This window comes from Delftia sp. UME58 (assembly GCF_014170385.1).
In the GTDB taxonomy this organism is placed as follows: Bacteria; Pseudomonadota; Gammaproteobacteria; order Burkholderiales; family Burkholderiaceae_C; genus Comamonas; species Comamonas acidovorans.
This window is the reverse complement of record NZ_LZZV01000020.1, coordinates 34,999-57,250: the sequence shown is the minus strand read 5'-3', so window position 1 is coordinate 57,250 and position 22,252 is coordinate 34,999. Positions and strand designations below refer to the sequence as shown.

Genomic DNA, 22,252 nt, shown 5'->3' with positions numbered 1-22,252 from the left:
AACAACGCCGCCTCCAACCATGAACACTTCCTCCGAGTCCCTTCTCTCCCATATCGTGCAGGCGGACCGCGTGCACCGCGACGCCTACACCAGTGAAGCTTTGTTCGAACAGGAGCAGCGCCGCTTCTTCGCAGCGACCTGGAACTTCGTCGCGCATGCAAGCCAGCTCCCCGAAAGCGGCGACTACGTCACCCTGGATCTCGCGGGAAGGCCGCTGCTCGTGGTGCGCCAGGCAGATGCAGGCATCGGCGTCTTCTACAACCGCTGCGCGCACAAGGGCACCAAGCTCTACACCAATGAGCGCGGCCATGCAGGCAGGGTACTGCAATGCGGCTACCACGCCTGGAGCTATCGCCTGGACGGCAGCACCATGGGCATACCGCTTCGGCAGGAGTACGCGCAATCGTCCCTGTCTCAGTGCCAGGCAGGCCGCGGCCTGTCGCGCGTGGGAGCGGTCGCCGTCCATCGGGATTTCATCTTCGTGCGCCTCGATGAACAGGGCATGGGCTTCGAGGAATACTTCGGCGCGTCGCTGCAATGGCTGGACAACATGGCCGACCGCTCCCCCACCGGGAAGCTGACCGTGGCGGGTGGCATCGTCCGCAGCACCATCCGGTGCAACTGGAAGATGTACCTGGAGAACATCAACGACACCATCCACCCGGTATCCACCCACGAATCCGCGGGCAAGGCCGCCAAGATCATCTGGAGCCATCAGCCCGAAGGCCAGGAGATGCCCCTCTCCATGGAGCAGATGCTGCCCTTCGCCTCGGGCTACGACTTCTTCAGCCGCATGGACGCCGAGCTCTATCCCCACGGCCACAGCGCCCTGGCAGTGAACTTCAGCACCCACACCGGCTATGCCTATCCCCAGCCCTACCTGGATGCGCTGGCCCAGGCCCATGGCTTTGGGCATGCCGAGCAGGTGCTGGCCAGGGCTCCGCAAAACTCCGTCCTCTATCCCAGCATCGCGGTCAAGGGGGCCCCGCTGGTGATGCGCGTCATCCGGCCCCTCGCGGTGGACCGCACGCTGGTCGAAGCCTGGAGCTTGCGCGCCGAGGGCGCGCCGGATCTGTTGCACGAGCGTGCCATGACCTACAACCGACTGGTCTTCTCACCCATGTCCATCGTCGCCCACGACGATATCCACCTGTTCGAGAGCGTTCAGCAAGGCCTGAAGGCCCAGGGCAACGAATGGGTGAGCCTGCACCGGGGCTCAGCTCCCGGCCACGAGGAAGTGACGGAGCCGACACCCTGCAAGGGCACCAGCGAGCAGCTGATGCGCAACCAGTTCCAGGCCTGGGCCCGCTTCATGGGCTCGGCGCAGGAGATCTGAAATGACGACGCCTCACACCGACATCGACCCCGTCCGATTCGTGCTGGACGAAGCCCGCCTTCTCAATGACGCGCGCTATGACGACTGGCTGGCCCTGTTCGCACCGGACGGCCACTACTGGGTGCCCCTGGCCGGCGATCGCCAGCCCGATCCTTTTGCCCATGCCTCCATCGCCTATGAAGACCGGCTGCTGCTGGCCACGCGCATCCGGCGCCTGCAGGGCCCGCGCGCGCATTCGCTCGAGCCCGGCGTGCGCGGCCTGCATGTGCTGCAGCAGCCTCGCGTGGAAACCGCCAGCGGCAATACCGATGGGAACGGCGATGGGAATGGTGATGAAGATACCGGATGGCAGGTCTACACGCCCTTTCTCTATATCGAGGTCTGCGGCGCGCATCGGTCCACGCTGGCCGGCACATGGCGCCACCGGCTGCGCAACACATCGTCAGGACTGCAAATCGTGCTCAAGCGCACCGACCTTGTGAACGCCTCTTTCGCCCACGAGGCGATCCAGCTGTTTCCATGAGGGCATCCCGATGACAAGCACTTGCCTGCAACTGCACCAGCGGCTGCTTTTCGATCTGGCAGCCGGGCAGGTGCTGGATGGTCCGCGGCGCTATGTGCTCATGCGGGCAGATGTGCTGATGGGAGCCTTCGACCATTTGCCACAGCCGGCGCGCGAGCAGGCCCTGCAGGCCCTGGGCACCTCCGTCACCCGGTTCGGCGCGGACAGCGTGCGCGCCTACCTCGCGCAGGTCGGGCCGGATGCGCTGCTGCAGGCCATGGTGCAAGGGTCCGCATCCCTGGGCTGGGGCATCTGGACATTCAGGCGCGACGGCACCGGACTTTGGCTGGAGGTGCGCAACAGCCCCTTCGCTGCGGGCAGCCGGCACCGCGATGGCGACCCCGTCTGCCATGCCATTGCAGGCATGCTGGAGGCGGTCGCGCAGACGCTGGAACAGGCCCCGATGCGGGTGCGCGAGGTCCGCTGCGCGGCTTGCGAAGAGCCTGGCGGGCCTGCGATCTGCCTGTTCCATGCCAGGCCCGCCTCGCCGGAGCCTGCACGCTAGCCTTGGCGCGAGCGCCTGCGCGGCGCCGCCGGCTCCTGCGCGGGCGCCGTGCCCTTTTGATCCAGCTCGGACTGCAGCTTGGCATAGTAGGAGGCGGCCGATGCCCGCAGATTGTGGGCCACCTTGTCTTTCACGTCCTCCGGATCCTGTTTCAGGAATGCCTCCAGGATTTCCTTGGTGCGTGCCAGGGAGAGGGCCCGGTATTCCTTGTCCTTGAGCGTGGCCAATCGAACCACCTGCGCATGGTCGCGCAGGCGGTTGATCACCTGCACCAGGCGATCGTTGGGCACCATCTCCACCCAGGCCGTCCAGAACGCCCAATTGGCACTGATGTATCCCAGTACATCGGCCTTCTGGTGGGCGCGGTCCGCCTGGTCGACGGCCGCCTTCATCCGACCCAGGCCCTCCACCGTGGCATGGCTGCACGAGGCTGCGGCCGCCGTGGGCTCCAGCAACAGCCTGATCTCGAACATGTTGGCAATATCTTCCGGGGTGAACTGCGGCAGCACGAAGCCGCGCGAGGTCCCCTCCAGATATCCCTCGTTCTTGAGCTGCAGCAGCGCCTCACGCACCGGCATGCGTGAGACCTTGAGCTGGGCGGCGAGCTCGTTGTCGATCAACCGATCATTGAAGGTGATCTCGCCGCGGTACATCCTGTCCCTCAGGACTGCGTATACCTGGTCACGAATATTCTGTTTCGGCAACTCGCCCGCATTGAGCACGGGCACCTTGAACGAGGCGGCAAGCATAGATTCCCTGTTTCCTTTGCTAGCGCTTCATTGTGCCAGCAGCGTCAGCATGTGAGAACTCCAAACATAAAGTATACTGAATTCCAATTATTTCAGCCTGCTGACAACAGGCAATACAGGAGCAATCGATATGGCCGACATGGATGGCAACCCCGCAACCGGGGCGCCGAAGGGAACGGAACTCCTGCTGATCGGGGGATCTGGAGGCATAGGCTCGGCCCTGGCGCAGCGGCTCGCCCGCGAGGGGTTTCGCTCCATCGTGCTGGCATCCCGGCAACCCGCCCCCGTGGACGCCGCCATGGCGGCCATCGCGCATGAAACCGTCGACGTGAGCGACCTTGCCAGCGTGCAAAGCCTGGCCGCGCGCCTGCAAGGCAGGGACCTGCGGGCCGTCATCAACTGCGCAGGCGTCAATGGGAACCAGTCCCTGTTCACCGACGGCGATACCGGGACCGCACGGCGGGAGATGGAGGTCAATTACTTCGGAATGATGCACGTGGGCCTGGTATTCGGCCCACTGCTCGCGGCACGCGGAGGCGGTACCCTGATGACGGTGCTGAGCCTGCTGAGCCACGCCAGCCTGCCGCAGATGGCCACCTACTGCGCCAGCAAGGCGGCCGCGCACTCGCTGAACCAGTCCTTGCGCGCTCAATTGCGTACGCAGGGCGTGCGCGTCTGCGGCGTCTACCCCAGCGCGATCGACACGCGCATGAGCCGCGACCTGCAGGTCCAGAAGATGTCTCCCGGCGAGCTTGCCGATGCCATGGCCGACTTCCTGCAAGGCGGCGATGAAGACCTTTTCCCGGGCGAAGCCGCCAAGGCCCACGAGGCCTGGCGCCAGGACCCCGTGGGCTTTCAGCAGGCCATGGCCGCGGCACCCTGATCCTCAGCGCGCTCCCCCACGCTTGCTCGCTACCCAAGGCCCGCTGGGCCTTGGTCTGCGTCAATCCTCAGAACCGATGCCGCAGGCCCACGCGCAACGCCGACTGCCGGCTCGTACTGGACCCGGGCAAGGTGAACAGCACCGCCGATGTGCCGTCTCCCGAGGCCTTCTCCCAATGGGCCGACACATAGAGGTCCGTGCGCTTGGAGAGCAGGTAATCGGCGATCAGGCTGGTATTGCGCCAGCGCGATTGCGCCATGCGGCTTTGGGAGAACGCCGCCTGCAGCTGCCACTGGTCGGTCAACCTGTAGGCCAGGGGAATGGCGAAGCTCGACAGTGCCTGCGTGCGTCCCGCTTCGCTTTCATACCTCGTATGCGTGGCCAGCGCGCTGAGAGTCGCCCGGCCCATGGTGTACCCAGCCCCTGCGCCCGCCGTTCGGTAGTTGGACAGTTTGACGGGCGTCGACTTGCCGATCGGCGCCCCCATGAACTGAGACACACCCAAGGCCGCTCCCGGCGTGATCGTGGAGCCCCTGATCTCGGTCATGGCCGCACCCGCGTTGAAGCCATCCCTGGCGTAGGTCACACCGATGCTGTAGGCCCTGCCCGCATTGGTGGTGCTGGTCCCATCCTCCGAAAAGCTGTACTGGCCCGTGAACCGGAAATTGGCGATGACCGGGCTCCTGTAGGTCACCATGTTGTTCAGCCAGTTGCCGCCGACGCGGTCCGCGTCGCCCACCGTGGCTGAATAGATCCCCGCCCCCAAAACCGGGCTGAAGCGGATCAGCGTGGTGTTCATCTGGTCGAATTGGCGACCCATCGAGAACTCTCCCCATGATTTGTGCGACAGGCCGACGAGGGAAGCGCGGCCAAAGCCCAGCCCCCCTTGCCGCAGCGCACCGGTATCTCCGGCAAAACCCATCTCCAGCGTGAAGAAGGCGGACAGACCGCCGCCGAGTTCCTCCAGGCCGCGGAAGCCCAGACGATTGCCTTGAAGAATGCTGTCATCCATGCGCGTGACCGATGAGCCGGCAATGTTGCTCACCTGGGTCAGGCCCAGGTCGTAGATCCCATAGATCGTCACCGACGATGCACTGGCAGCACTGCAGCTGCCCATCGCCACCCATCCCACTGCTGCAGCCATCAACGCACCGGCTGGCAGGCGCGCGCCAGCCGGCAGGCACTTTCGCGCAAAACCGCGTGCCACAGACCAATGCCCCCCCGTAGGGAGCGGTAGCGGCAACGGGGTGCGCGCCGATGCCTGTGTGGCAGAACCAGGAACCAGAAAGGAAGTCGTGGGCATGGAATGTCTCCTTCAAAATAATTCTGTATATTGTATATTTTTACAAAGACATTTCGATGCCCCCTATGGAAAGCCATGAGTGTTCTTGTCGAAAGCGCGGGGGGAGGGGGGGGGGAATGCTGCAAGCGGAACCAGAGGCCTGCGCTCGCGCGGAGCTTGGCCACCACCTCTCCGTTTTCAGCCATCCGTACTGCGACGGCCACAGAGGCATCGCTCGATTCTTGATGACCACGCTGCTGGCATCGGGCGGCTATCCTTGGCCCGTGATCCAGATCAGCCGGCCGGATGCCTACATGCAGGCGCTGGAGAGCGCCAGCGCCAAAGGCCGAACCGCGCCTCCAGCCGAGTTCATTGCACAGGAAGTGCAGGACTGGTCTCCAAAGCGCGAAACGGCGGCAAGGCCTGGTCGTTGCTCCCCAGGTTCACTCCAATAGACATCAAGCCGTGGCCAACCGATCCTTGGCCAGCCTCGTGCCTTCTGCCAGCGCCTTCAGCTTGCGCCACGCCACGTCCCGGCCCATGGGCGCCAGGCCGCAGTTCGTGCAGGGGAACAGCCGCTCCTTCGGCACGAACTCCAGTGCCCGGCCGATGGTGTCCGCCACTTCCTCGGGTGTCTCCACCACGTCGCTGGCCACGTCGATCACGCCGACCATCACGTCCTTGCCAGCCAGCAGCCTCATCAGGTCGGGCGGCACGTGGGAGTGGATGCATTCCAGGCTCACCTGGTCGATGCGGCTCCTGGCCAGCGCGGGAAACACCGTCTCGTACTGGCGCCATTCCTCGCCCAGCGTGCTCTTCCAGTCCGTATTGGCCTTGATCCCGTAGCCGTAGCAGATATGCACGGCCGTCGTGCAGGTCAGGCCCTGCGCTGCGCGCTCCAGCGCCTGCACGCCCCAGTCGGCGGCGTCCTTCATGTAGACATTGAAGGCGGGCTCGTCGAACTGGATGATGTCCACGCCGTCGGCCTGCAGCGCCAGGGCCTCCTGGTTGAGCATCTCGGCAAAGGCGAAGGCCATCTTGACCTTGTCGCCATAGAAGCGGTCCGCCACGGTATCGACGATGGTCATCGGGCCGGGCAGCGTGAACTTCAGCTTCTTCCTGGTGTGCGCACGCGCCAGCTGCGCCTCGAAGGCATGCACGCGGCCCTTCAGGCGCAGGGCGGCAACCACCTGCGGCACCATCGCGTCGTAGCGGTTGTCGCGGATGCCCATCTTCACCTTGTTGTCGAAGTCGATGCCCTCCACCTGCTCCAGAAAGCCATGCACGAAATGCTGGCGCGACTGCTCGCCGTCGCACACGATGTCCAGGCCTGCATCTTCCTGGGCCTTGATCCACAGCAGGGTTGCATCGGCCTTGGCCTGGCGAAGCGCATCGCCCTCGGCCCGCCACTGGGGCCAGAGCTTGTTGGTTTCGGCCAGCCAGGCTGGCTTGGGCAGGCTGCCGGCGATAGAGGTTTCAAACATCGGAGAAGTCCTTCAAGGCAAAGGGGGGTGGGGCCAGCGTACTTCAGGACCGTTGTCCCGAGCCGCTGTGCAATGAATGAAAAATGGTCTGTCTGTCTTTCTGCCTGGCCGGTCAGAGCGCGCAATCGGCAGCCCATTGCTCAAGAACATTCCTGTACGGCTCGATGAAATGCTCCTGCGCAAACCTGCCCTGCTTGACGGCCAGCTGGCTGCGCTCTTCACGGTCATAGACAATCTGCGTCAACGAGTAATCATGGTTCTGCAGGCTCGGCTGATAGATTTTTCCTGCCGCGCAATTGGCGTTGTAGATTTCGGGGCGGTAAATCTTCTGGAAGGTTTCCATGGTGCTGATGGTGCCGATCAACTCGAGATTCGTGTAGTCGGCCAGCAGGTCGCCCTGGAAATAGAAAGCCAGGGGTGCAACGCTATTGGGTGGCATGAAGAATCGAACCTGCATTCCCATCTTCCCGAAATACCGGTCCGTCGATGACAACTCATTTTGCTGATACTCGGCACCCAGTACGGGATGCTGGTTTCCGGTGCGCTGATAGGTCTTGCTGGTAGAGGCGCTGATGCAGATGACGGGAGGCTTGTTGAAGTGCTCCCTGTACGTGCTCGAACGGGCGAATTGCTTGAACAGCTTGCCATGCAGATCGCCAAAATCGTCCGGCGTGCTGAACTCCTGGCGGTTGATGTTGTATTCCGGCAGCAGAACACTGAAGTCATAGTCACGCACGTAGGATGAAAAATTATTCCCTGCGATACCGGCTATGCGCTTGTTCGATTTTCTGTCGAGAATGCTGGTCTTCAATATCTCGATCAACGGAAATACGCCACTTCCCATCTCCGCACCCATGCCCATGTCCACGGAGATGATGTCCAGCTCGACTGAATAACGGTCTCCCGTCGGATTGTCCCAATGCGCCAGGTCATTGAAGCGGTTGTCAATCATCCTCAGCGTGTGGCGCAGGTTCTGTTGCCGGCTCGTTCCCCGGGCCAGATTGGCAAAGTTGGTGGTAATGCGCGTGCTGTCCGATGGGTGATAGTTCTCATCGAAACGGATGCTCTTGAGGCTGAAGTGCAGTTCTGCGTTCATGGTGATCCAATGACCTGATCTGTAAATAAAAAACGTTGGTTGATTCAGGCCGCAGCCATTTCCTCGGCCAGGCAGGGCCTGGCGCGGTGCATCAGCTCGACCAGCGGCAATGCCCGTTGCACCGCCAGTGCGGCCCGCTGTACCAGTGCCTCGTCGTGCAGGCGGTAGTCCACGAAATCCTTGTCGGTCGCGTAGACGCCCAGCGGCAGGGTGCGCGCCTGGAAGAAGCTGAACAGCGGCCGCAGCTGGTGGTCGATCACCAGGGCATGGCGCTCGCTGCCACCGGTGGCCGCCAGCAGCACGGGCTTGTCGATCAAGGCGTCCTGGTGGACGAAGTCGAAGAAGTGCTTGAACAGGCCGGTGTAGGCGCCACGAAAGACCGGTGTGGCCACCACCAGCACATCCGCCTGCTCCACCGCCGCAAGCTCACGCTCCACCGTCCCGGGCAACTGCGAGCGCCACACCGCGCCGGCAAGCTGCGGCGCAAGCTGGCCCAGTTCCACCAGGCGTTGTTCGCACGGAATTTCGTCGGCGATCAGATCAGACAGATGCTCTGCCAGGGCGGCAGATTTGGAGGGGCGTTGCAGTCCACCGGAAACGGCGACCAGACGGAGCGGACGTGACATGGCTGCTTTCACGCGAGATGGCCAAGTTCAGCACAGGAGCCGGCTCTGGCATCCATGCGATCCGCGGGTGTGGTGATGACCATGACTGCTTCCCAAAATGCAAACGAACAATGGGAGCGAATGGTATGGATGCGAATCGATGAAGTAAAATGGTTTTATTTCACAGATGCATGATCTGCATTCATGTGAAAGTGTGATCCCATCCTTCTTCGCACTGCGCTATGCGGCAGCCATGCCAGGGCCTGCGCGCAACGGGTTTGCAACGCAGTGAATCCAAGGCCAGTTCAGCCGCCCGCCCCCTGCACCTGCACCAGGCACTCCCGCAACGCCTGCGCCACGGGCCCGAGCACGCGGTCGCGCCGTTGCAGCAGGCCCAGGGTGCGCCACACATCGGGCGCGGTCAGGGGCACGCCGCAGACCTGGGCGTGGTCCTGGCGCAGGGCCAGCTGGGGCACGGCGGCCAGGCCCAGGCCCGCTTCCACCAGGGCCAGGGCGCCTGTGACGTGGTTGCATTCATGCCAGGCCACGGGCTGCTCCGGCAGGCCGGCCATCACCTGGTCCAGCAGCAGACGGTTGCCGCTCTTGTGGGAGACGGAGACCAGCCGCTTGCCCGCCAGCTCGGCCCACTCCACCTGGCCGCGCCCGGCCCATGCATGGCTGCGCGGCATGGCCAGCACGTAGCGCTCGCGCGTGAGCGCCTCAAAGCGCAGCAAAGGCTCCTGGCTGCCCGTGAAGCTCAGGCCGAAGTCCGCATCCCCGCGCAGCACGGCCTCCACCACCTGCTGCGCGCTCTCGTCGATGACGTGCACCTGCACATCGGGCTGCTCCACGGCAAAGGACTTCAGCACGGGCGGCAGCAGATTGGTGGCCGCCGACGGCACGCAGGCAACCGTCACCCGGCCACGGCGCAGCTTCAACTGGTCATCCACGCGCTGCACGGCCTCGTCCAGGCCGGCCAGTGCCCGGCGCGCCTCCTGCAGGAATTCATGGCCCACCTCGGTCAGCTCCACACGCCGCGTGGTGCGCTCCAGCAGCCGCGCGCCCAGCACGGACTCCAGCCGCTCCACCCGCCGGCTCAAGGCAGGCGGTGAAAGGAAAAGCGCTTCTGCGGCCAGGCGAAAGCTGGCCTTCTCGGCCGTGGTCACGAAGGCGATCAGCTCCCCCATGTCGAATTTGATGCGCTGCATGCAACAGTCCTTCCAAAAGTTGCAATTCACAGAATAACACCCGCTGCATAGGATGGCGCCCTTGACAACGCTGGCCCCCTGCCAGCATGCAACGGAGACAAAAAATGCAGCAACGCAGACTCATCGTGGGCGGCGCCCTGGCCGCCCTCGTTTCCCTGGCCGTGGGCACCGCCCAGGCCCAGGACTTCCCCCCCAGGAAACCCGTGGTCATGGTGGTCGGCTTCGCCGCAGGCGGCTCGGCCGACATTGCCGCGCGCATCATCGCCAAGAAGCTGGGCGAGAACATCGGCCAGAGCGTGGTCGTGGAAAACAAGCCCGGCGCAGGCGGCAACCTGGCCCACACGCAGGTGGCCAATGGCCCGTCCGACGGCTCGGTGCTGCTCTTCGGCTCCATCGGCCCGCTGGCCATCGCGCCGCACTTCATGAAGATCGGCTACGACCCGCTCAAGGACCTGGCCCCCATCACCATGGGCGTGAACTTTCCCAACGTGCTCGTCGTGCCTGCCGCCACCGGCATCAAGACCCTGGGCGAATACGTGGCCAAGGCCAAGCGCGAGCCCGGCAAGCTGGACTTCGCCTCCACCGGCCCTGGCTCCGCATCGCACCTGGCCGGCGAACTGCTCAACGATGTCGCCAAGATCGACACCCTGCACGTGCCCTACAAGGGCGGCGCGCCCGCCCTGCAGGACGTGCTGGGCAACCGCGTGACCTCCTTCTACGCGGCCCCGCCCACGGCCCTGCCCCACATCGAATCGGGCAAGCTGATCCCGCTGGCCACCACGGGCCTCACGCGCCCGGCCTACCTGCCCAACGTGCCCACCGTGGCCGAAAGCTTCCCCGGTTTCAACGCCACCAACTGGTACGCCTTCGTGGCATCCGCCAAGACGCCCAAGCCCTTGCTGGACCGCTGGAACACCGAGCTGATCAAGGTGCTGAACACCCCCGAAGTGCGCGACAACCTGCTCAAGCACGGCCAGACCGCCGCCCCGGGCACCCGCGAGGAACTGGGCCAGTTCATCGCCGCCGAGCACGCCAAGTGGGGCCGCATCATCCGCGAGCGAAAAATCACCGCCGATTGATCCCCCCGGCAGCCTCGGCAGCCTCGGCCGCATCCCCCAACCATAAAAAACCAGGAGACAAACCATGACCGCCATCCATTCCACCCCCCTGCCGCCCTCTGTGCAGTCCTCTCTGCAGTCCTCCGTGCCATCCACCCTGCGCCGCCGCACCCTGGGCGCGCTGCTGGGCGCCGCCCTCAGCCTGGGCCTGGCCCTGGGCGCTGCCACGCCCTCCACGGCCAGCGCAGATGAAATCCGCGTGGTCACCTCGGGCGGCTTCTCTGCCGCCTATGACCAGTTGATACCCCTGTACGAGCAGGCCACGGGCCACAAGGTCGTCACCTCGCGCGGTGCCTCCATGGGCAATGCGCAGGACTCCATTCCCAGCCGCCTGGCACGGGGCGAGCAGTTCGATATCGTCATCCTTGCGGATGGAGCCTTGGACAATCTGGCCGCCCAAGGCAAGGTGGAAGCGGGCAGCCGCGTGGACCTGGCGCGCTCCATGATCGGCATGAGCGTGCGCAAGGGCACGCCCAAGCCCGACATCAGCACCGTGGACGCGCTCAAGCAAACCCTGCTGGATGCCAAGACCATTGCCTACTCGGCCAGCGCCAGCGGCACCTATCTGGCCAACGAACTGTTCCCGCGCCTGGGCGTGGCCGAGCAGATGAAGGGCAAGGCCACCCGCATCCTCAGCGAGCGCGTGGGCGCCGTGGTGCTGCGTGGCGATGCGGACATCGGCTTCCAGCAGGTGAGCGAACTGCTGCCGTTCAAGGAACTGGAATTCGTCGGCCCCCTGCCCGATGAAGTGCAGCAGCGCGTCTTCTTCTCCGCAGGCGTGGCCACCGGCGCCAAGAGCCCTGAGACCGCGCGCCACCTCATCCGCTTCCTGGCAGCCCCCGCCGCCGCGCCCATCGTGCGCAGCACCGGCATGGAGCCGGCGGCCAAGCCCTGACGGCAGGGCCCCGAGCCCTCAAGGCCCTCGACACAGAGGGGGCCTTCACCCCTCCCCCGGTTCGACCTCCATTCAGCGGCGCTGCAACGGCACTGCTGCGGCATGCCGCTGCCCAGCCCTATCACCCTCGCCACATCCATGAACACCAAAACCCTGGTGCTGATCACCCTCGCCGCCGCACCGCTGTCGGCCCTTGCGCAATCCAGCATCACGCTCTACGGCATTGCCGATACCGGCGTGCGCTACACCAGCGGCCTCACCGCTGCCAACGCGGCCAGCAACACCTCGGGCGCCGCCCTGTCCAGCGGCGTCAACACCACCAGCCGCTTCGGGTTTCGCGGGCGCGAAGACCTGGGCGGCGGCATGTACGCCCTGTTCAACCTGGAGACCGGCCTGAACCTGGACACCGGCACCACCGCCAACTCCAGCAAATTCTTCGACCGCGCGGCCATCGTGGGCCTGGGCGGCAGCTGGGGCCAGGTCACGGCCGGCCGCCAGACCAACCTGCTGGCAGATGCCATCAGCCCCGTGGACCCCGTGGGCATGCGCTTTGCGTCCTTCAACCCCAACATCGCCACAGCGGCCCTGAGCAGCCACGGCCTGGGCGTGGAATACGGCAGCGCAGGCGCCACCACGGGCTCCTACCGGCTGGACAACTCGGTCAAGTACACCGGCCGCTTCGGCGGCCTCACCGCCCGCGCCATGTACAGCTTTGGCGAGACGGCGCAAGGCGGCTCCGCCCGCTCGTCGGCCGGCGCGGGCCTGGCCTATGGCACGCAGACATGGACGGTCTCCGGCGCCTACCAGCGCTTCAAGACCGCAGACCAATGGGAGCTGAAAGCCGCCACCCTGGGCGCCTCCTACAAATGGGACAAGCTGCGCCTTGCGCTGAACACCGCGCGCAGCGACGGCCAGACCAACGCCACCACCGCCCGCACCGTGCAGCGCGTGCACTCGCTGGGCGCCACCTGGTCGGCCCGCAGCACGCTGGATCTGACCGCCGCCCTGTACCGCGTGGAACGCGAACGCAGCGGCCGCGCCGCAGACGGCTACACCCGCGCCCTGCTGTTTGCGGAATACAAGCTCTCGCGCCGCAGCAAGCTGTATGCGGAGCTGGACCGTACGCATTGGAGTGGAGGGTTTCAGGGCGGGCAGAACAAGGATGTGGCTACGGGGGTGACTGCGGGGTTGATGCATAGCTTCTGAGGGGCGTTGCGAGCACTTGCCCCATTGCCAACTCAGCCGTTCAGCTTTTTGAACGGCGTGTCGGAAGTGATCCAGCCCTTGCCTTGGGGGCAGATCACTTCCCTGTAACGCAGCTCTTTTTCAAAGCTCCACTGCTGGCCGAGTGCGCAAATGTCCCCTGCGTTGAGGACAAATGCCACCGTCTGTGGATCGCCTTTTTTCAGCAGAACATCGACGCTTTGCGTCGCTTCCCACCGCCCACTCGGCGACTGGCTGCATCCCGAAGTTGCCAGCAACGCCATGATCGCGCCCATCCGCAGTACGTTTTGCATCAACTGCCTTTCTTGTAGTTGTCGCGCAAAGCCTTACGAGCGACGGCTCTAGGCTGAACTGCGACATTCACGGCGCAGGGCCTGAGTGGCCGTAAAGGGTCGCAAGCTCTCGTTCGCACGACGGGACAGCGGACATCTGGCAGCCTATCCGCCTGTACTCGACGGTCGCAGAACGGCCAAATCCGGCCAGTCGATACCGACAGACTGGATGCAGACGGGATCAAGACGCGCTGCTCAAACATCTAGTCGAGCGGGTTTGCCGGGTGCATGCAGGCGATAGCGCAAAAAACGAGTCCCCTCAATATCCAATGCGCCATCTGGCCGAAATCCCAGCTTGAGAATCCCTTTTATTCTGGTTCTTGAAGGTGGCAGCAAAATTGTGATGGAGTTCAGCCCCAAGCCAGTGAATGCACGTTTCACTATCTCTTGATAGATGGCTTTGCCACTTCCCCAGAATTTGGGGTGAAGCACCAAAGCGAGGTCGGCATCACCTGCCTCGTACTGCAAACCACCCCAGCCAGCAAATTGCTGATCAATTTCAAACGCCCATGGCCCATAGCCATATTGCTGCCACTGGGCATCTTTTTGCCGAGCCCATTCATTTGCTTTCGCCAGGTCGAAATTCGCGCTTCCAAGCGGCATTTGTCGTAGCACATCTGGATTGTTGTTCAGCGAAACAATATGATCCGGCTCAACTTCAGTGAGCCGCTTAAATTCCAAAATCATGCCTGTATCTGGTTGCCTATCCATCAAACTCAGAGCGTACCAAAACGGTAGTTGCTGACGGTGTATCTGAGCGGTCAACCAAGGGTCGGCAGCAGTCCACCGTGCGGGGTTGCTGCTGATGCAAAGCAGGCCCCATACGAGCAGCACCCTTGCCTCGCCAAGCCGCAGCGGCCTGCTTCCAGCTAGCCCAGGTATCGCAGGTATCGCAGGTGAATAAGAGGATAAGGGCGTCCCTGCGAATCCACCTCCGAACGTCCAGTTTCAACGAACCCCATCCGTTGATAGAAGCCAACCGCTTGGGAGTTGTGCATGTTGACGTCTGTGCTCAATGCCCCGTGCAGCGCCAATCCATGCTGCAACAACTTGCGGCCGATGCCGGTGCCACGGACATCCGGATCGATGAACAGCGCCTCCATGTGCGTGCCATCGATCAGCATGAAGCCATGGGGCTGGTCATGTTCATCGACAGCAACAGTCACCGGCGCATGCGGTAGAAACTCGACCACTTCGGCATCGATTGCCTTTCGATCATCGGGACTGAGAAAGTGATGGGTGGCGTCTACGGAACGCCGCCAAAGGTCAACCAGAGCAGCACCATCTTCAGGACGTGATGTGCGGAGTGTGTACATGGCAACTTTGCAAATGATTCAGCGTTGCGTGAAGTATGACGGTACACACCTGCGAAGTCGCCTCGGCCCCAGTTGTACACACTGAACGGCGGCGTTGTTTCGGCAGCGCCTATGCGTGGGCCGCAATAGGAAACCTTGCGGAGCCCCTGTGTCCCGCCGGCAACTCATCTGAAACCCGTCGCTGGGACGGCTTTGCCTTGGTGACAGCTTGGCTTCACTTTCTGACCAGCGGTGCGCAACCACCGCTCAACGCTCGGCGACGCACCGCCACCAGACCCGCCGCCAGCAGCGAAAGCAACGCCAGCGCCCAGGGGCCGAGTGCGGGGATGGCCTGCGGGGCCAGCAGCACGGGCATGCCGGGGTCGGTGATCTGGTTGGGCACGGAATCGCTGTCACCCACGCCGCCATCGGCCAGGGTGAAGGTCACGCTCAGGCCGTCGGGCGCAAACTGCGCGCCGGGCAGCGCATACCAGTGCGGCTGCGCGCAGGCAGCGCCGGTGCAGCCCAGCCCGTCGGGGCTGGGGCCGTATTTGTAATAAACGGCCCTCTGCGGCACTGGTGTGGTGAAGTGCACGGTCACCTGCGCATCTGCATTGCCGGCGACACGCCCTAGCACCAGCCCCAGCGGCGCGTGCACCGCACGCACATGAGACGGCAAGGGCGCGGGCAAGGTGGAGGCAAAGGCGGCGCTGCTGATCTCCCAGCCGTTCGCGCTGTCCACCTCCACCGCCCCCAGATTGCCGTTGCCGCCCGCACCCTGCCACGGTGCGCTGCACAGCTGCGCTGCGCCGCCATATTCACCGCTGCACTGCCATTTGTATTGGCCGCTAGCGGATAGCACGGCCCCTGGCGTGCCCGTGGCGCACAGATTCGCGCTGGGCTTGAAGGCCACAGCACCGATGGTCGCTGAGCCGCAGGTGGCATCGACCGGGTCGTGGGTGAAAGTGGCCGAAACGCTGCGCGGGCTGATCACGTTGGTGAGCTGGCATGCACCCGTGCCCGCGCAGTCGCCTGACCAACTGGTGAAGTGATAGCCCGTGTCGGGCATGGCGGTGCAGCTTGCGGCCTGCCCATGGCTAACGGGGTTGGGTGCGCAGGTGACCGTGCCGTTGGTTGTGGCGGGGGTGATGCTGATGGGGTAGGTGTTCAGCGCGAAGGTGGCGCTCACGCTGCGCGGGCTGGTCACGTTGGTTAGCTGGCATGCACCCGTGCCCGCGCAGTCGCCTGACCAACTGGTGAAGTGATAGCCCGTATCGGGCATGGCGGTGCAGCTTGCGCCCTGCCCATGGTTAACGGGGTTCGGTGCGCAGGTGACCGTGCCGTTGGTTGTGGTGGGGGTGGCGATGGAGTGGGTGTTGGGCGTGAAGGTGGCCGAGACGGTGCGCGACGCGGTCACGCTGGTGAACTGGCATGCACCCGTGCCCGTGCAATCGCCCGACCAACTGGTGAAGTGGTAACCCGCATCGGGCGTGGCGGTGCAGCTTGCATCCTGGCCGTGGGTGACGGGGTTGGGCGTGCAGGTGACTGTGCCGTTGACCGGGGCGGGGACGATGCCGATGGAATAGGTGTTGAGCACAAATGTGGCACTCACGCTGCGCGGGCTGGTCACGTTGTAGAGAATGCACGCGCTGGCAGTGCCCGAGCAATCGCCCGACCAATGGGTGAAGTGGTAGCCCATAGCGGGCGAGGCGACGCAGATAGTGTCTTGCCCATGGGGCACGGGGTTGGACGTGCAGTTCACGCTGCCGCCGGTGACGGCGGGGGTGGCGATGGCGTAGGTAATGGGCGCGAAGGTGGCTCCCACGCTGTGCGCGCTGGTCACGTTGGTGAACTGGCATGCACCCGAGCCCGCGCAATCGCCCGTCCAGCCGGTGAACTGAAAGCCCGTTTGCGGCGTGGCAGTGCAGCTAGCGCTCTGGCCGTGGGGCACGGGGTTGGGCGTGCACGACATGCTCCCGCCCGTGGTGGCAGTGGTGGTGATGGCGTAGGTGATGAGCGTCGTGTTGGCAGAGACGGTGGTAGTCCCGAGAACCAGGGGCTGGCAAGCCCCCGTGCCGCTGCATGCGCCGCCCCAGCCGCTGAAGGGGCGGGCGACAGGGTCGTGCACCGTGGCCGTGCAGGTGGCACTGGAGCCATGGGTCACGGGGTTCGGGGTGCACTGTGCGCTGGCGATGCCCGCATCCGTGTTGACGGTCACCATGTATTGGCGCGGTGCCAGGCAAGTGGCCGTGGTGCCGCCGCTGATGCCCGCGCAATCCCAGCGGAAGGCATCGGCCGCGGCAGACTGGTTGGTGGCCGAACCGGCGCTGCACAAGAGGGTTGGCAAGGTGAGCGAAGGCGCAGTGCTGCCACACGCGCCGTTGGTGGGCGGCGGGGCGAAGGTGGCGCTGATGGTGCAATTGCCGGTAATGGTCGCAGTGGTGTAGGTGTTGCCTGCAAGCGATCCGCCGCAGCCGCTGACCTGCACCGTGTAGCCCGGCGGCGTGGTGAGCGTGAAGCTGGCCTGCTGCCCCGCCGCTACATCGCGCCCCGCCTCGATGCTGCCTCCGCCCGTGGCCTGGGAGGCAACGAGGTAGGTGCGAGGCACGGAGCATTGCGGCGAAGGGTTGCCGCCGTAGCTGCTCTGGCACACCCAGGTGAAGGAGTAGGTATCACCCATCACGCCGCTGGTCGTGCCCACGCTGCACAGCAAGGAGTCTGGCGGATAGCGGCGAGGCGTGTTGCTGCTGGCGCTGCCGCACACGCCATCGAGCTGCACGGAACCGGCCTCGACCGTCATGCCGATGGAAGTCTGCGGCTCGGCCACCCAGGCTGGGTTGTGGCTCGCGCCCGAGTACCAGGTCAGCCCGTCATTGGTGGCCGTGGTGATCTGGCGGCGGATCATGGTCTGGCCGATGCTGCGCACCACCACCCAGGCAAAGTCGCCCGCCGCCACGATGCGGTCGCCTGTGAACACGCGCATGCCTGGCACGGCCGCGTCGGCGGTGAAGGGAGCGCAGGCCGTCATGTCCACGAACGGCGTGGTGGCGCTGGCATCGGTTGCGCACACTTGCAGCTCGAACTGGTCGATCTGGGTGAGATTCATCTTCACCTGCGTGATGCGCAGCGACTGGCTGCCAATCGGGATGCGGTTGGCCACCCACAGGTTGGTGTGGTAGCTGGAGTTGTGCTGGATGAGCCACGGGTCATTGGCGGCTGCCAGGTTGTCGAATACCGTGACTGCACCAGCAGACACTGAAGCTGCTGTCGTCAGCAGCAGCGCGGCAATTCGAAGGGCAAGGGTTTTCATGCGATGTGGTGGGTGGGTGGAGCTGTGTTCCACCCAGCCGCGATCGGCCATGAAAAATGCTTTCAGCGCTTGTGCATCAAGCGCTGAAAGCCGTATTCATGGAAGCATGTGGCACGGGTGGATGCGCACTGCCGGCCATCTTGCGGGCGCGCAGCCCTGGCGGCTTGACTGTGCGTTCGTGCCGCGCTTGACTGGATGTTCAGACGTGCAGGCTGGGCAGCCAGTCGGCGTACTCGGCCGACGCGGGTGTGGAGGGCGTGGGCGGAGCCATGCCGGTGGCACGCGCTTCAGCTCTCGCCATGGTCACAAATGGTGTTGGCGTCGGTGGGAATATATCTGTCAGGATCGAGCGACTATGCCGCTGCTGAGTCGGCGGTACGAGAGTCCTGTGGGAGGCTGGTTGCGGTCAATCAGCCCAGCAGGCGCGACGTCTGCTTTCGCTGCAAAGCCGACACCCTCAAGCAACAGATGAGCGCCACCAAATGGGTCGATATCAGACCAGAAGCTGGACTACTGGCCAAGCCGGTGTTCACGGAACTGCGCACACTGGCAGATCCTCGGTTCACGGTCGCGGAAACTTCCGGCGCAACTCCAGCATGGTTCCGATCACGGAAAGCTCGTAGTTGTCACTGCGCATAACGGGATGGTCCTGGTTGAGCGGCATCAGCTCAAAGACCTCCTCGCCGCTGTCATCGTGGCCGAGCAGCCGGTACTTGCGAAACAGGGTTTCATTCTTTCCGGACTCGGCGGCCACATAGTCGCCGGGCTGCGGCGTGACGGCAGGATCGATCAGCACACGGTCACCTTCGCGGAACTCGGGGAACATGGAGTCGCCATCGAGTTGAAGGAAGAAAGCACCCTGCGAGGGACTGTCGTCTCCGAACTCCACGAGGCGAATCCTGCGGCGGCGGGACGGACCCGTAAAGCTCGGGGGAAAGGCGCGCCCCACCGCCGAGGCTGCACCATCTGCGGACACATCAACGTCCAAAAGCAGGTCTACGCTCAGGATCTTTCCGGCCACGGGAAGCCACATCTTGTCCATGCGGCCTGTCTTGAACCAATCATTGTCGGCCCGAGCCGGGAGACTCGCTCATGCCATTCACCAACCACCGCCATGGGATGCACCAGGGGCGTTGCACCCAGCCGCTCAACGCAAACGGCAAAGACCGGTGCGGCCGCGGGTAGTCCCGATCTTTTACCGGGCCTGGAGCCGCCTGCGGTGCTCGACGCCGGTGCCGCGCAGTTGGAGCACCTGCTCGTCGCTGCGCAGTGTGGGATGGTCTTCGTTGAGTGGCACCAGTTCAAAGATTTCCGCGCCGGCCTTGTCTATTCCACGCACCCGGTACTTGCGCAAGATGGCCCGCTGCCGGGAGTCGGTGGCCAGTACGCAGTCCCCCGGCCGGGGCGGCAGGGAGGGGTCGATGAGCACGCGGTCCCCTTCGCGGATTTCCGGGGCCATGGAGTTGTCGTCCAATTGCACGAAAAACCCATGAGGCGATGCGCTGTCGCTGGCGACTTCGATGAACAGGACCTCGCCATCATCGGAGTCGCCCATCGCGTCCTGTGTGCTGCCAGCGCCGACCTGCTGCATGCCGAGCAACGGATAGCGGCGCATGCCCTTGGGCAGCTGGAGCTGCAGCGCTGCGGCGTCGGCCGACATGGGGCCCTTGCCGCACTCAAGCCACAGCGCCGAGACACCACACAGCGAAGCGAGCGTGGCTGTCTTGGACGTGCCGCTTCCGCTTCTCTCAAGGTCGGCAATGGTCGATTGCCCCATGCCCGCCAGACGGCCCAGCTGCATTTGGGTGAGGCCCGCGAGATTGCGAGCGCTTTTGAGACGTTGGCCGAAATCGGTTGACATGCTCCGTAGCTTACGGAAAACCGATACTTCAAATTCGATTGAATAAAAATCGACTTTTCGATAGCATGACGCTATGGAATGGAAAGACTACCTCGCCAAAATTGCAGCGCAGGGTGTCAGTCAAAGCCAGATCGCCCGCGAAGTGGGCTGCGGTCAAGCAACGATTTCTGACCTCGCATTAGGCAAAACCAAGGAGCCGCGCACCTCGCTGGGCCTCGCGCTCATGCGCATCGGCAAACGCTGCGGCATCAAGACTCCGTGCGGCATAAGGCCCACAGCCCAGCCCGACAAGGCTGCACATGGCTGAGACCGCTCACCTCACCCACCGCTTCGCCCCGGGGCTTCGCTTTGACGGACTGTGGAACTACGCGGCGCGCACGCCGTCTGGCCGAACCTATTGGGCAAGGCTGCCGGCAACCCGGGCAGGCGGCGTGGCTGCAGCAGATCCACAGCGGGCCTGGTGGTGCGTGCGCCAGTGCGTTGCAGTGCTCAATCGCAGGCCCTGGCATTCCGCGCATCTGCCCTCGGGCTTGCCTGCGCAGCCGGAATGTGGCGATGTGGCACTGGCCCTGGGCGCAATGCTTGAGGACTGGAACGTGAAGGTGCTCCATGAGCCCTCGACACAGGCGCCCCTGCTGCGCAGCACCGACGCGCTGCTTGCCGGTGGCTGCTCTTTGCTGCAACTTCAGGCCGAAGATTCGAGCGATGGCGCGCAAGCGGTTTTCTGGGCCTGGGTGATCGGCGTGGAAATGCACGAGAGACTCCAGCGTGCAAAGCGCATTTCAGCCTTTGAAATGCCCGGGCGCCCTCGCGCCCTGCTGGTCTGGCCGTTCGGCTCGCCCCTGGCATGGAACCACGCCTTGAGGGTGACGGTGGATGACAAAGGGCTGTGCGATGCGCAAGGCATTGATGCGCGCGGGAGCCGATACCGGTGCACTGCGACCATCACGCTGGAGCCACTGAGCAACGACCTTGCCAACAACGACCGCTTTTCCTGACCGGCTTTTCCTGACCCGAAAAAATGCAGAAGTCCAATCTCGCGCCAGAGCAGTACGAGCGGGAAATTCCGCTGGAGCCAGCAAGTCCCGGTCAACGCCTCATGGGCGGCCTGCGCTTTGACGGTCACTGGCAATACAGGAGGTGTACGCAAGCCGGCAAGACCAGTTGGACACAACTGCCGATGGCCTTCGACCTTGTTGGCCCGGCCGACCCATATGGCGCCTGGTGGTGCGTTCGCCGGTGTGCCGTGGTTCTGGAGCAGCACCACTGGTTGTTCCTGCAACTGCCCGCTCAGCTGCCCCCTCTTCCCGGCGTACAGGAGCTGGCGCAGATCCTTGATGTGCTGCTGCCCGATTGGGACGTGCAGGCACATTTTCAATGCGCCCAGACGCCCTTGCTATGCGCCCAGGCGGTCGAGCAGGAAGGAAGTGCCTTGCTGATGCTGGAGTCACCGGAATGCGACGGCCCCAAGCCCGGCATTTTCTGGGCCTGGGTGGTGGGGTACGAGCCGGAGTCGCCGTTGTCGTGCACCGACGATTGCGTTGCATCCGAGGCCTTGCCATCAGCGGGAGTACAGGCCATGGCCGCTCCCAAGGCTTTGCTTGCACTGCCCTTCGGCTCGACCCTCCCCTGGTCCAGCGGATACGCCACCCGGATCCAGGTGCATGCCGACGGGTCCTGCCACCTGCATGGTGCGGACGGCCCCTGGCTCCCCTGCCAGTGGCTTGGCACGGTCACGCTCGCTGCCAGGCCTCCACCGGCCTGACGCTGGTGGATCTGCAGCCGCAATGCGCATGCCCAGGTCTCCCATTCATACCTTCATGCCCGGCCTGCGCTTTGATACGCAATGGCGCTACGAGGTGGATACACCGACGCGCAAGACGCGCTGGGCCACACTGCCCACGGTTCCCGATGCCCAGTGCCTGCCCGATCCGCAGGGCGCCTGGTGGTGCGCAAGACGATGCGCTGCCGTGCTGCGGCAACGGGCTTGGCTGCAGGTGCAATTGCCGCTGCAGTTGACGCCACAGCCCGGCCCGCAAGAGCTGGCGCAGGTTCTGGCGTTGCTGCTGCCCGGCTGGAGAGCGCAGCTTGAGAATTTCCCCGCCCTCGCTCCGCTGCGTTGTGCGCAAGCCATGCAGCGGGGCGGCAGCGCCATGCTGCTGTTGGAAATGCCAGGTCACAGATTTCGCTGCCCGGCGCTCTTCTGGACCTGGGTGATCGGCATGGAGCGATCTCCGCTGCGCCTGCGCTCTGCAAAAAATCTCACGCGCCTTGAACCCTATCCACCAGCGCAGCCGCTGCCCGAAGCCTTGCTGGCCATGCCCGCCCGCCGGTCAAGGCCCGGGGCCGACCGCCACGTCACCCGCATCCAGATGGATGCCACCGGACGCTGCATCTCGGATGACGCCGCCTGGCCATCGGATGGATGCAGGTGGCTGGCCTGCATCACGCTGGAGCAGTTGGGCGTGGGTTCAGCCTGAGTGGGGCCTGAGTGGGGCCTGAGTTGG

At 64.3% G+C, this 22,252-nt stretch carries 23 protein-coding genes; 11 read left to right on the top strand and 12 right to left on the bottom strand.

Features of this window, described 5'->3' with window-relative positions; all coding sequences use genetic code 11:
- The first annotated feature begins 19 nt into the window (after positions 1–19).
- Genes A9976_RS07490 through A9976_RS07480 form a run of 3 tightly spaced genes read left to right on the top strand, consistent with a single transcriptional unit; the run spans position 20 to position 2,403 of the window.
- A complete protein-coding gene (locus tag A9976_RS07490; RefSeq protein WP_183018481.1) occupies positions 20–1,336 on the top strand; it encodes a Rieske 2Fe-2S domain-containing protein in 1,317 nt (438 codons plus the stop codon).
- A gap of 1 nt (position 1,337) precedes the next feature.
- Positions 1,338–1,859, top strand: coding sequence for an aromatic-ring-hydroxylating dioxygenase subunit beta (locus A9976_RS07485; RefSeq protein ID WP_183018480.1), 522 nt, complete (start codon positions 1,338–1,340; stop codon positions 1,857–1,859).
- A gap of 10 nt (positions 1,860–1,869) precedes the next feature.
- Positions 1,870–2,403, top strand: coding sequence for a V4R domain-containing protein (locus tag A9976_RS07480; protein ID WP_183018479.1), 534 nt, complete (start codon positions 1,870–1,872; stop codon positions 2,401–2,403).
- Here the strand turns inward: A9976_RS07480 and A9976_RS07475 are convergent.
- A complete protein-coding gene (locus tag A9976_RS07475) occupies positions 2,400–3,131 on the bottom strand; it encodes a GntR family transcriptional regulator (RefSeq protein ID WP_310889378.1) in 732 nt (243 codons plus the stop codon). The genes A9976_RS07480 and A9976_RS07475 overlap by 4 nt on opposite strands.
- A 151-nt stretch (positions 3,132–3,282) precedes the next feature.
- Here A9976_RS07475 and A9976_RS07470 point away from each other — a divergent pair, with 151 nt between their 5' ends.
- A complete protein-coding gene (locus A9976_RS07470) occupies positions 3,283–4,035 on the top strand; it encodes an SDR family NAD(P)-dependent oxidoreductase (RefSeq protein ID WP_183018477.1) in 753 nt (250 codons plus the stop codon).
- A 67-nt stretch (positions 4,036–4,102) separates the two neighbouring features.
- On the opposite strand, the gene A9976_RS07465 is transcribed toward A9976_RS07470, so the two are convergent.
- The 5 genes from A9976_RS07465 to A9976_RS07445 form a co-directional block, all read right to left on the bottom strand.
- Positions 4,103–5,338 (bottom strand): porin, encoded by a 1,236-nt coding sequence (locus A9976_RS07465; RefSeq protein WP_183018476.1) that lies wholly within the window; start codon positions 5,336–5,338, stop codon positions 4,103–4,105.
- Between the two features lie 437 nt (positions 5,339–5,775).
- Positions 5,776–6,801, bottom strand: coding sequence for a methionine synthase (locus tag A9976_RS07460; RefSeq protein ID WP_183018475.1), 1,026 nt, complete (start codon positions 6,799–6,801; stop codon positions 5,776–5,778).
- Between the two features lie 112 nt (positions 6,802–6,913).
- A complete protein-coding gene (locus tag A9976_RS07455; protein WP_183018474.1) occupies positions 6,914–7,897 on the bottom strand; it encodes a DUF1852 domain-containing protein in 984 nt (327 codons plus the stop codon).
- 44 nt (positions 7,898–7,941) lie between these two features.
- Positions 7,942–8,523, bottom strand: coding sequence for an FMN reductase (gene msuE / locus A9976_RS07450; protein WP_183018473.1), 582 nt, complete (start codon positions 8,521–8,523; stop codon positions 7,942–7,944).
- Between the two features lie 284 nt (positions 8,524–8,807).
- Positions 8,808–9,710: a LysR family transcriptional regulator gene (locus A9976_RS07445; protein WP_183018472.1), complete on the bottom strand. Its 903-nt coding sequence runs from the start codon at positions 9,708–9,710 to the stop codon at positions 8,808–8,810.
- Positions 9,711–9,814: 104 nt separating this feature from the next.
- On the opposite strand from A9976_RS07445, the gene A9976_RS07440 reads away from it, so the two are divergent.
- The 3 genes from A9976_RS07440 to A9976_RS07430 all read left to right on the top strand — a co-directional run bounded on the left by A9976_RS07440 (position 9,815) and on the right by A9976_RS07430 (position 12,929).
- Positions 9,815–10,789: a tripartite tricarboxylate transporter substrate binding protein gene (locus A9976_RS07440; RefSeq protein WP_183018471.1), complete on the top strand. Its 975-nt coding sequence runs from the start codon at positions 9,815–9,817 to the stop codon at positions 10,787–10,789.
- 64 nt (positions 10,790–10,853) lie between these two features.
- A complete protein-coding gene (locus A9976_RS07435; RefSeq protein ID WP_183018470.1) occupies positions 10,854–11,723 on the top strand; it encodes a substrate-binding domain-containing protein in 870 nt (289 codons plus the stop codon).
- A gap of 102 nt (positions 11,724–11,825) precedes the next feature.
- A complete protein-coding gene (locus tag A9976_RS07430; protein WP_183018469.1) occupies positions 11,826–12,929 on the top strand; it encodes a porin in 1,104 nt (367 codons plus the stop codon).
- Positions 12,930–12,961: 32 nt separating this feature from the next.
- Here A9976_RS07430 and A9976_RS07425 read toward each other — a convergent pair whose 3' ends face one another.
- The 6 genes from A9976_RS07425 to A9976_RS07400 form a co-directional block, all read right to left on the bottom strand.
- Entirely contained in the window at positions 12,962–13,240 is a 279-nt protein-coding gene (locus tag A9976_RS07425) for a hypothetical protein (protein WP_183018468.1), read from the bottom strand.
- Between the two features lie 234 nt (positions 13,241–13,474).
- Positions 13,475–13,966, bottom strand: coding sequence for a GNAT family N-acetyltransferase (locus A9976_RS07420; RefSeq protein WP_183018467.1), 492 nt, complete (start codon positions 13,964–13,966; stop codon positions 13,475–13,477).
- Between the two features lie 182 nt (positions 13,967–14,148).
- Complete coding sequence (locus A9976_RS07415) at positions 14,149–14,595, bottom strand: acetyltransferase (RefSeq protein WP_183018466.1); 447 nt, start codon at positions 14,593–14,595, stop codon at positions 14,149–14,151.
- 214 nt (positions 14,596–14,809) lie between these two features.
- Entirely contained in the window at positions 14,810–17,884 is a 3,075-nt protein-coding gene (locus A9976_RS07410) for an IPTL-CTERM sorting domain-containing protein (protein ID WP_183018465.1), read from the bottom strand.
- 562 nt (positions 17,885–18,446) lie between these two features.
- Positions 18,447–18,926 (bottom strand): S24 family peptidase, encoded by a 480-nt coding sequence (locus A9976_RS07405; protein ID WP_183018464.1) that lies wholly within the window; start codon positions 18,924–18,926, stop codon positions 18,447–18,449.
- A 153-nt stretch (positions 18,927–19,079) separates the two neighbouring features.
- Complete coding sequence (locus A9976_RS07400) at positions 19,080–19,745, bottom strand: S24 family peptidase (RefSeq protein WP_183018463.1); 666 nt, start codon at positions 19,743–19,745, stop codon at positions 19,080–19,082.
- Positions 19,746–19,818: 73 nt separating this feature from the next.
- Here A9976_RS07400 and A9976_RS07395 point away from each other — a divergent pair, with 73 nt between their 5' ends.
- The 4 genes from A9976_RS07395 to A9976_RS07380 all read left to right on the top strand — a co-directional run bounded on the left by A9976_RS07395 (position 19,819) and on the right by A9976_RS07380 (position 22,225).
- A complete protein-coding gene (locus tag A9976_RS07395; protein ID WP_183018462.1) occupies positions 19,819–20,052 on the top strand; it encodes a hypothetical protein in 234 nt (77 codons plus the stop codon).
- Between the two features lie 250 nt (positions 20,053–20,302).
- The gene (locus A9976_RS31330) at positions 20,303–20,743 is read left to right on the top strand and encodes a hypothetical protein (RefSeq protein ID WP_259649136.1); all 441 of its coding nucleotides are present in this window, start codon (positions 20,303–20,305) and stop codon (positions 20,741–20,743) included.
- Positions 20,744–20,766: 23 nt separating this feature from the next.
- Entirely contained in the window at positions 20,767–21,510 is a 744-nt protein-coding gene (locus tag A9976_RS07385) for a hypothetical protein (protein WP_183018460.1), read from the top strand.
- A 28-nt stretch (positions 21,511–21,538) separates the two neighbouring features.
- A complete protein-coding gene (locus A9976_RS07380; RefSeq protein WP_232245884.1) occupies positions 21,539–22,225 on the top strand; it encodes a hypothetical protein in 687 nt (228 codons plus the stop codon).
- Positions 22,226–22,252 lie beyond the last annotated feature (27 nt).

What these genes read in the sequence shown, in the direction of transcription:
- A9976_RS07470 (WP_183018477.1), top strand. Translation starts at nt 3,283, where the DNA reads ATGGCCGACATGGATGGCAACCCCGCAACCGGGGCGCCGAAGGGAACG.
- A9976_RS07465 (WP_183018476.1), bottom strand. Translation starts at nt 5,338, where the DNA reads ATGCCCACGACTTCCTTTCTGGTTCCTGGTTCTGCCACACAGGCATCG.
- A9976_RS07445 (WP_183018472.1), bottom strand. Translation starts at nt 9,710, where the DNA reads ATGCAGCGCATCAAATTCGACATGGGGGAGCTGATCGCCTTCGTGACC.
- A9976_RS07425 (WP_183018468.1), bottom strand. Translation starts at nt 13,240, where the DNA reads ATGCAAAACGTACTGCGGATGGGCGCGATCATGGCGTTGCTGGCAACT.
- A9976_RS07410 (WP_183018465.1), bottom strand. Translation starts at nt 17,884, where the DNA reads ATGAAAACCCTTGCCCTTCGAATTGCCGCGCTGCTGCTGACGACAGCA.
- A9976_RS07420 (WP_183018467.1), bottom strand. Translation starts at nt 13,966, where the DNA reads ATGATTTTGGAATTTAAGCGGCTCACTGAAGTTGAGCCGGATCATATT.
- A9976_RS07440 (WP_183018471.1), top strand. Translation starts at nt 9,815, where the DNA reads ATGCAGCAACGCAGACTCATCGTGGGCGGCGCCCTGGCCGCCCTCGTT.
- A9976_RS07400 (WP_183018463.1), bottom strand. Translation starts at nt 19,745, where the DNA reads ATGTCAACCGATTTCGGCCAACGTCTCAAAAGCGCTCGCAATCTCGCG.
- A9976_RS07460 (WP_183018475.1), bottom strand. Translation starts at nt 6,801, where the DNA reads ATGTTTGAAACCTCTATCGCCGGCAGCCTGCCCAAGCCAGCCTGGCTG.
- A9976_RS07435 (WP_183018470.1), top strand. Translation starts at nt 10,854, where the DNA reads ATGACCGCCATCCATTCCACCCCCCTGCCGCCCTCTGTGCAGTCCTCT.
- A9976_RS07490 (WP_183018481.1), top strand. Translation starts at nt 20, where the DNA reads ATGAACACTTCCTCCGAGTCCCTTCTCTCCCATATCGTGCAGGCGGAC.
- A9976_RS07395 (WP_183018462.1), top strand. Translation starts at nt 19,819, where the DNA reads ATGGAATGGAAAGACTACCTCGCCAAAATTGCAGCGCAGGGTGTCAGT.
- msuE (WP_183018473.1), bottom strand. Translation starts at nt 8,523, where the DNA reads ATGTCACGTCCGCTCCGTCTGGTCGCCGTTTCCGGTGGACTGCAACGC.
- A9976_RS07485 (WP_183018480.1), top strand. Translation starts at nt 1,338, where the DNA reads ATGACGACGCCTCACACCGACATCGACCCCGTCCGATTCGTGCTGGAC.
- A9976_RS07380 (WP_232245884.1), top strand. Translation starts at nt 21,539, where the DNA reads ATGCCCAGGTCTCCCATTCATACCTTCATGCCCGGCCTGCGCTTTGAT.
- A9976_RS07480 (WP_183018479.1), top strand. Translation starts at nt 1,870, where the DNA reads ATGACAAGCACTTGCCTGCAACTGCACCAGCGGCTGCTTTTCGATCTG.
- A9976_RS07430 (WP_183018469.1), top strand. Translation starts at nt 11,826, where the DNA reads ATGCCGCTGCCCAGCCCTATCACCCTCGCCACATCCATGAACACCAAA.
- A9976_RS07385 (WP_183018460.1), top strand. Translation starts at nt 20,767, where the DNA reads ATGCAGAAGTCCAATCTCGCGCCAGAGCAGTACGAGCGGGAAATTCCG.
- A9976_RS07415 (WP_183018466.1), bottom strand. Translation starts at nt 14,595, where the DNA reads ATGTACACACTCCGCACATCACGTCCTGAAGATGGTGCTGCTCTGGTT.
- A9976_RS07455 (WP_183018474.1), bottom strand. Translation starts at nt 7,897, where the DNA reads ATGAACGCAGAACTGCACTTCAGCCTCAAGAGCATCCGTTTCGATGAG.
- A9976_RS07405 (WP_183018464.1), bottom strand. Translation starts at nt 18,926, where the DNA reads ATGGACAAGATGTGGCTTCCCGTGGCCGGAAAGATCCTGAGCGTAGAC.